The following is a 6,864-nucleotide window of genomic DNA, read 5'->3' as shown; positions in this document are numbered from 1 at the left end:
CTACAACGCCGGCACCCATTCCCGGGTTAAGTTGAGATCGGCAGGGTGGGTCAAGTTGAGATCGGCGCCGACAGTCCGATGGCGAACTGGACGAAGGATCGACCTGGGAAGCTGCCATGGGCGCGGCGCACCATCGCCTGTCGAACCTGATCTGCCTGATCGACATCAACAACCAGCAGGCCGATGGTCCTTCCGGAAAGATCATGGGCTTCGAGCCGCTCGCCGACAAATGGGCCTCGTTCGGGTGGCATGTGCAACGCGTCGACGGCAATGACATGCCTGCCGTCATCGCTGCGTTCGATGCAGCGCGTGCGCTGCAGGAAGACAAACCGCGCGTGATCCTGTTCGACACGTTGATGGGCAAGGGTGTGCCGTTCCTTGAGGTACGCGAGAAGAATCATTTCATCCGTGTCGATCCGCCAGAGTGGCAACAGGCCATCGCTCATGTCGACAGCACCCAAACCGAAGGAGCCGTGTGATGAACACCCTCACCACCATTGAAAAGAAGCCAAGGCTCACCACCTCGGCCATGATTGCCTCGATCGCGAGCGAAGGCCAGCGTGTCACGGCGGCCCCGTTCGGCAAGGCGCTGGTCGAGCTGGCACGCAACCGACCCGAGATCGTGGGCATGACGGCCGATCTGGCCAAGTACACCGACCTTCACCTCTTCGCCAAGGAGTACCCGGAGCGCTTCTTCCAGATGGGCATGGCCGAGCAGCTGCTGATGGCAGCCGCGGGCGGTATGGCCAAGGAAGGCTTCATTCCCTTCGCCACGACCTATGCCGTATTCGGCACCCGTCGCGCCTATGACTTCGTGCACCAGGTCATTGCCGAAGAAAACCTCAACGTCAAGATCTGCTGTGCACTGCCCGGCTTGACCACAGGCTACGGCCCGAGTCATCAGGCAACCGAAGACCTGGCCATGATGCGCTGCATTCCCGGGCTGACGATCATCGACCCGTGTGACGCACTCGACATCGAACAGGCCGTGCCGCAAATGGCCGACCATCAGGGCCCCGTCTACATGCGACTGCCGCGCGGCAACGTGCCGCTGGTACTCGACGAGTACGACTACAAGTTCGAGCTCGGCAAGGCCAAGCTGATTCGTGACGGCAATGCCGTGCTGGTGATCGCCAGCGGCTTCATGACCATGCGCGCTCTGGAAGTTGCCGATCAGCTGAAGGCCGATGGCATCGAGGTTGCGGTGCTGCATGTGCCCACCATCAAGCCGCTCGACGAGGCGACGATCCTGGCGGAAGTACGGCGCATGGGCCGGCTTGTCGTGGTTGCGGAAAACCACTCTGTCATCGGTGGACTGGGCGAGGCGGTCGCCGGCCTGTTGATGCGCTCGGGCGTAAGCACGGCATTCCGCCAGATCGGCCTGCCGGACGCGTTCCTTGATGCGGGCGCGCTGCCAACCCTGCACGACCGCTACGGCATCTCGACTCAGACGATGAGCCGGCAAATCAAGAACTGGGTCTGAGCCATGAAAGTGACATTCATTGGAGTTGGCGCGATCGGCTTGCCGATGGCCCTGCAGATCAAGGCGGCAGGACATGCTGTGACCGGTGTCGATGTCTCGGACGCAGTCCTGGCGCTCGCAATGGCTCAGGGGATCGAAACCGTCCGCGAATTTTCCGAGGCGCCGCCTGCCGATGCGGTCGTGGTCATGGTCGCAACGCCCGATCAACTGGCGATGCTCGTCGAGCGCGTCGGCACGGCAGCGCAGGGCATGCTGTGGATCATCATGTCGACGGTCGGGCCCCAGTCCGTGCGTGAACAGGGAGAAGCGCTTCAGCGTGCAGGCGCTCGTGTCGTCGACGCCCCGGTGACAGGAGGAGTGGCGCGCGCGAAAACCGCAGAATTGGTGATCTTCGCCGCGGGCTCTCCGCCCGACGTGGCTTCAGCCAGGCCGTTGCTGGAGGCCATGGGCACGGTTCGTGTGACGGGCGAACGACTCGGCGATGGGCAGAGCATCAAGGTGGTTAACCAACATCTTTGTTCAGTGCACATCGCTGCGGCCGCCGAGGCGCTCAATCTGGCACGCCTGCTGGGCCTCGATCCTGCGGTAGTCCTGGGTCTGGTGCAAGGCGGTGCGGCCGGGTCCTGGATGCTTTCTGATCGTGGCCCGCGCATGGTGGCGGGCACCGATGTGGAAGTAACGAGCACGGTCCATATCTTCGTCAAGGACAGCGGTCTTGTGATGGCGGCAGGCGAGACTTGCGGCGCACAACTTCCATTGCTGTCGATCGCTCACGAGCGCTTTTGTATGGCAGCTGAGGCAGGACTCGCGGCGCGCGATGACAGTCGGGTCATTGAAACTTGGTTCAGTACGACCTGACTTTCATGAATTTGTCAGGCCCTTGATATTTTACTTTGCTGATCGCACAGCAGCAAATCCGTCGAGCAAATGACAAGTGAAGCTCGTCGGACTGAAGACGCAGGTTGCATCGAGCGGGGTTAGGTCGGCTCATTCGGTATCTGCGAGGCTGTTCGAAGTACCTGGTGAACTACCAGCAACGATGCGCGCAGGGCCTGCCAATCTCAAGTGCCGATGCTGAATCTGCAGTCCACTATGTCGTCGGTCAGCGCATGAAACGCAACGGGCTGGAGGAATCGTGCGAGAAGTGGCTGCTGCTGCGATTTTATGGGATGCGCCCCTGAATTTTGCCACTCCCACCTGGATGCGGTTACGGGTAGGGGCGTTCATTCCATTGACTTCCGCTTACGGTAATACTGCTGGTCTCGCGATTCTGTCCAATCCTGGCGACAAGAATCCTGTGAAGCGATAAGCCATAGCTTGTGATTTCCTAGTGCGATGACAGCTTGGGTCGAAGGTCGGCTCATGGCCCGGAAGCAGCCAGTCGAACCTGTTGATCTCGCACGCGTTCCCTGCACAGCCGTGCCTTCGATACCCGCATTTAACCCGCGACCCAGCGCACGCGAGTGTCCGCCACCCGCTCCAGGAGGTCCTCGCGTGCGCGCCCAAGGTAGTCCCTGACACCAGCATGTTCCCAGTCACCCCAAACGGTTGCGCCTGCGGCGCTCGTGATCGTCCTGACGAGCTCGAGCATGTTGCGCTGGTAGGCGTCCGCGCCAATCGACCAGGGCAGATCGTGCGGGGAACTGGCGCGGATCGGGCAAAGATTCATAACGACGAGGCCGTCGCAGTCGTACCGCTCGGCCATCGCCTCGGCCCGGGCAATAGCGTCATCGTGATCTTCATCCTGCGCGAGGCAAGGATGCACCCCAATGGCGACCAAAGACTTCCGGCCACTGCGCCCAACTGCGAAGCGCCACGCGTCGGAGTGGTCGCAGTGGTAGATGTCGAAGTGTGGCTTGTCGACCAGACGGGGAGTAACGAGTGGAGTAACAAGAGAAGTCCGGGTCTCAGGCCGATGTGTACTGAGCTCAGAGCCTGGTGTTGCACTGTTGGCTGCTGGACTGCCGTCATTGAATTCTTGATAAGCCATGTTCGCGGTGGGAAAAATGTCATTCATTATTGGCACGACAACCGCCGGCCCGCCATCACCCGCAAGGAAATTGCAGAATGTTCCTGGGCTAACTTTGCAAAACAAATCCGCCAGATAGCTGCCCCCCTCAACCCCGAATGCACGAAACATTGAGATGCGGCGATGCGGCGGAGCGCAAATGAAACTTGACCTGAATCCGGATTGGCTGATCAAAAACACGAACCTATGGCGGCAGGCCGCCGACATGCAAATCCCGCTGCGGGATGACTTGAAGGTCCACATGATGGCCAGGCGCAGCGACTTACGTCCGAAGCAAACTTCACCAGCTTCTGTAGCGAATGCGAGTAAGGAGATTCCGTGACTGAGGCGCTCAAGATCTGTCTTATCGACACCGAAACGGTGGTTGGCGAATTGCGATTTACTTCCGAGCGAGGGCGGCAAAGCAGCTCATTTACCTATAACTCGGCCTGGCGTGCAAGCCCAGCTGCTTTCGCACTCGCGCCCGCGCTCCGTTTGCAGGAGGCGCCTCATTTTTTTTCGGCAGCTGCGCAAAATCCTGCCTTGCCACATTTTCTGGCGCTACCCCCGGTGCTGGCGGATCTGTGTCCCGACAGATGGGGGCGCAGCCTGATGCGACGCGATGCGCGGGAGCAAGGCGCTATTGAGCCAAGTGATCTACACTTTTTGACGTTGATCGATGACGCTACAAGGCTCGGCGCGTTGCGTGTGCTCGACACACATGGCATTCCTTTGACCACACGGAATGGGATCTCGCCAGTCATACCTTTTGACGTTCAATTGACGGATCTCGCCCGGGCGGCCCGATCCTTTGAGGGTCGCAAGGCGTTGAGGGACGAATGGAAAGATCTGCTGCCCGGGTCTGGCTTAGGGGGCGCACGACCGAAGGCAACACTCCGGGATACGCACGGTTGCTTATGGGTGGCGAAATTTACTTCGGAGAAAGATGAAAATTCGGCGATCGAGCGAGCAGAAGTGATGACCAACTGGCTGGCTGATGCGTGCGGCATCACGGTTCCCGAGGCACGGCTGTTTGAAATCGGCCGCGACAATCCGGTCGGCTTGTTCAAGCGATTTGATCGGGCTGGTGCCAGTCATGATTTGCGCCTTCACTATGTGAGCGCCCAAACCTTTATGGATGCGTCAACTGCCATCGATTCTGATGTGACCTACGTCAAGATGGCCGAAGCCATGATGGAGGCTGGCCTTGCAGGAGAGCAGCGGCAAGAGTTATTTCGACGCATTGTCTTCCAGCTGCTGGTCAACAACACGGATGATCACCTCAAGAACCACGGCTTTCTCCACGTCAATGGGGATTGGTCTCTTTCTCCCGCCTTCGACATCAATCCCCAGACAGATCGCCGTCCGCAATTAAAAATCGCGTTCGATACCGATGTCGGAGAACTGCCAACGCCTCAGGAGATGGTGGACCGGAGCTTTTACTTTGATCTGACTGATGCGCAGGCGGCAGCGTGTATCAGCCGTATGGCCAACACAGTTGCAACCTGTTGGGCTCCGTATGCACAGGCAGCAAAAATGCGCGGCCCAGATCTCGCTGCTTACCGCAGCTTGTTCGAAGGCCCACAACAAAACGCTTGGCTTGGAGCCGCGTTGGAGTTGCATGTTCCGCAGCCGCCGGTCGTCCCTCAGCGGGAAAGTGAGAATGCGCGTTAGATGCTACGTGGCGTGACCAGGGGTCAGCAGAGACACGGCCGCCCCGCTTACGGTTCCTTTGGCGTCGGCGTCTCCAGCATGCTGGCCACCTTGCTGCGACGGATCGCGGCCGACTTTTAGTAGCCGTAGGCAACGCCAACAAGCGCGAATGGGCCGATGTTGAACGAAGCTATTTGCGAACGCTTGCAGGCGCCGCGCCTTGCTAGACGCCAGCTCTCATTCGGTACTTGCGCTGTCGCTCGGCATTGGAGAGCGGTCGTCGGTCGCCCGGTGCAGCGCCACGCGGCTGCTCGATGCGAGACCAGTCCTTGCCAACGATGCTTGCCCTGGCCACGCCGTCGAAGAGCACGAAGGCCAATGCGCCGAGCGCCCACCGAGACTGCGCCCGAAGGCTCCCGCGCAAATGCGGGACGCCGACCTCGACGGCCGCCCAGTCACCCGGCTCGGCGCGGATCCACGGCAGTTGTTCGCCTGCGTCGCACACAACGATGGGGCGCTTCGTCCAAGCCCCAAATGCTTCGCAGCGTGTCTCCGCGCGGTTGCACAACTCATGGAGCGGCACCGCGTGAGCGCAGTCGATTTGAGGCGTGTAGCGCACCGGAGGGAAGAAGAGCGGCAAAGCCATGATCTCGTTACAGTAACGCAATATGGCCAGCGTTGCTTCTTTCGCGCGATCGCCGGAGGCAATCTTTGCCGCGCTGATCGCGAAAGCCGCCAATATCGGTCGCCTCTATGAGCCGGATCTTGTTTTTATCGGCGGCCTTGCCGCTTACCTTCACGCCACAAACCATTCGCTGACGGCGGCCTATGCCGAAGCGACCGCGGACGCTGCGTTCTATATTTCTCTTTCCGCTTTGAGCGATCTCCGTGAGATCGAAGAGTTGTCGCAGAACTCAAGGCTCACCAAGCATGCGTTTCAAAAGGCGGGGTTTTCATTTGATGTCTACGCCGAACGTCAGTCGTCCCTGCCGGTCCCCTACGACCAAGTTGCGGCATTCGCCGTGGAGTACGACGGCGTGCGCGTCGCCTCACTCGAGCACCTCTTGGTACTCAAACTCGGCGCTGCCGTGGACCGTCACGCTTCCGAGCATGGGCGCAAGGATGCCAAAGACGCGCTGAGGATTTTGCTGCTGGCCAGCACATCGGAGTTCGACACCGAACGTGCGGTCGCCTTCATGCAGGACGAACACATCGAGCGACTCGGAATCATTGTTAAGGGGCCGGAATTCCTGGCATTACCCGGCGGCAACGCCAAGGTCGCGAAGGAACTGCGCGTGCGGTGCCAGGACGTTTTTGCAAGGCTCAAAGACGCGCACGATGCGCCGACGCAGTCGGACGCACAGCCCAAGCCGCCGAAGGGCTGAATCGCGCCACTTTCCATTCAGGAACGGAGCTTTGCGAGCCCCGGCCTATGCGTCCTTTGACGGCGGCGTATCCATCATGCTGGAAAACTTGCTGCGACGGATCGCTGCCGACTGGTAGTAGCCCTGGAAGGTGGCGACGGTGCGGTGCCCCGTCATGGCCATGGCCTCGCCGATCGGCGTGTCGCGCAGACCCGCCTCGTTAAAAAGCCCCAGCGCAGCGGGCTCGGGGTGCCCTCAGTGCGTAGCGGGTGTCAGGCCGAGACCGGCTCAGGCTGACCAACCAGCGACGATGCCGGGATGCCGAGATTGAGCAGGCGGCGGATCATGGGCATGGT

8 protein-coding genes and 1 pseudogene are annotated in these 6,864 nt (G+C 60.3%); 7 read left to right on the top strand and 2 right to left on the bottom strand.

What is annotated here, in order from left to right:
* Nucleotides 1-74: 74 nt before the first annotated feature.
* The 4 genes and pseudogenes from QN413_RS26655 to QN413_RS26640 form a co-directional block, all read left to right on the top strand.
* Nucleotides 75-479, top strand: a pseudogene (locus QN413_RS26655) (transketolase); the annotation flags it as partial.
* Nucleotides 479-1,483 carry a transketolase family protein gene (locus tag QN413_RS26650; RefSeq protein WP_323499587.1) on the top strand — a complete coding sequence of 335 codons (1,005 nt, stop codon included), beginning with the start codon at nucleotides 479-481 and terminating at the stop codon, nucleotides 1,481-1,483. The pseudogene QN413_RS26655 and the gene QN413_RS26650, both read left to right, overlap by 1 nt.
* 3 nt (nucleotides 1,484-1,486) lie before the next feature.
* Complete coding sequence (locus QN413_RS26645) at nucleotides 1,487-2,341, top strand: NAD(P)-dependent oxidoreductase (RefSeq protein ID WP_323499586.1); 855 nt, start codon at nucleotides 1,487-1,489, stop codon at nucleotides 2,339-2,341.
* A 164-nt stretch (nucleotides 2,342-2,505) separates the two neighbouring features.
* Nucleotides 2,506-2,664 (top strand): hypothetical protein, encoded by a 159-nt coding sequence (locus tag QN413_RS26640; protein ID WP_323499585.1) that lies wholly within the window; start codon nucleotides 2,506-2,508, stop codon nucleotides 2,662-2,664.
* A 257-nt stretch (nucleotides 2,665-2,921) separates the two neighbouring features.
* Here the strand turns inward: QN413_RS26640 and QN413_RS26635 are convergent, their stop codons facing one another.
* Nucleotides 2,922-3,500 carry a DUF1643 domain-containing protein gene (locus QN413_RS26635; protein ID WP_323499584.1) on the bottom strand — a complete coding sequence of 193 codons (579 nt, stop codon included), beginning with the start codon at nucleotides 3,498-3,500 and terminating at the stop codon, nucleotides 2,922-2,924.
* A gap of 151 nt (nucleotides 3,501-3,651) precedes the next feature.
* On the opposite strand from QN413_RS26635, the gene QN413_RS26630 reads away from it, so the two are divergent.
* Both QN413_RS26630 and QN413_RS26625 read left to right on the top strand, forming a co-directional pair.
* On the top strand, nucleotides 3,652-3,834 hold the full coding sequence (locus QN413_RS26630; protein ID WP_323499583.1) for a hypothetical protein: 183 nt from the start codon (nucleotides 3,652-3,654) through the stop codon (nucleotides 3,832-3,834).
* Entirely contained in the window at nucleotides 3,831-5,165 is a 1,335-nt protein-coding gene (locus tag QN413_RS26625; RefSeq protein ID WP_323499582.1) for a HipA domain-containing protein, read from the top strand. Before QN413_RS26630 ends, QN413_RS26625 begins: the two co-directional genes overlap by 4 nt.
* 202 nt (nucleotides 5,166-5,367) lie before the next feature.
* Here the strand turns inward: QN413_RS26625 and QN413_RS26620 are convergent, their stop codons facing one another.
* Entirely contained in the window at nucleotides 5,368-5,790 is a 423-nt protein-coding gene (locus QN413_RS26620) for a hypothetical protein (protein WP_323499581.1), read from the bottom strand.
* A 22-nt stretch (nucleotides 5,791-5,812) separates the two neighbouring features.
* Between QN413_RS26620 and QN413_RS26615 the strand changes: the two genes are divergently transcribed.
* Nucleotides 5,813-6,529, top strand: a complete 717-nt coding sequence (locus QN413_RS26615) for a hypothetical protein (RefSeq protein ID WP_323499580.1) — start codon at nucleotides 5,813-5,815, stop codon at nucleotides 6,527-6,529.
* The last annotated feature ends 335 nt before the right edge of the window (nucleotides 6,530-6,864 follow it).

The sequence above is a fragment of the Variovorax sp. LG9.2 genome, assembly GCF_035018885.1.
Taxonomy (GTDB): Bacteria; Pseudomonadota; Gammaproteobacteria; order Burkholderiales; family Burkholderiaceae_C; genus Variovorax.
Note: the sequence above shows the minus strand (reverse complement) of the source record. Positions and strands in the feature narration are given on the sequence as shown.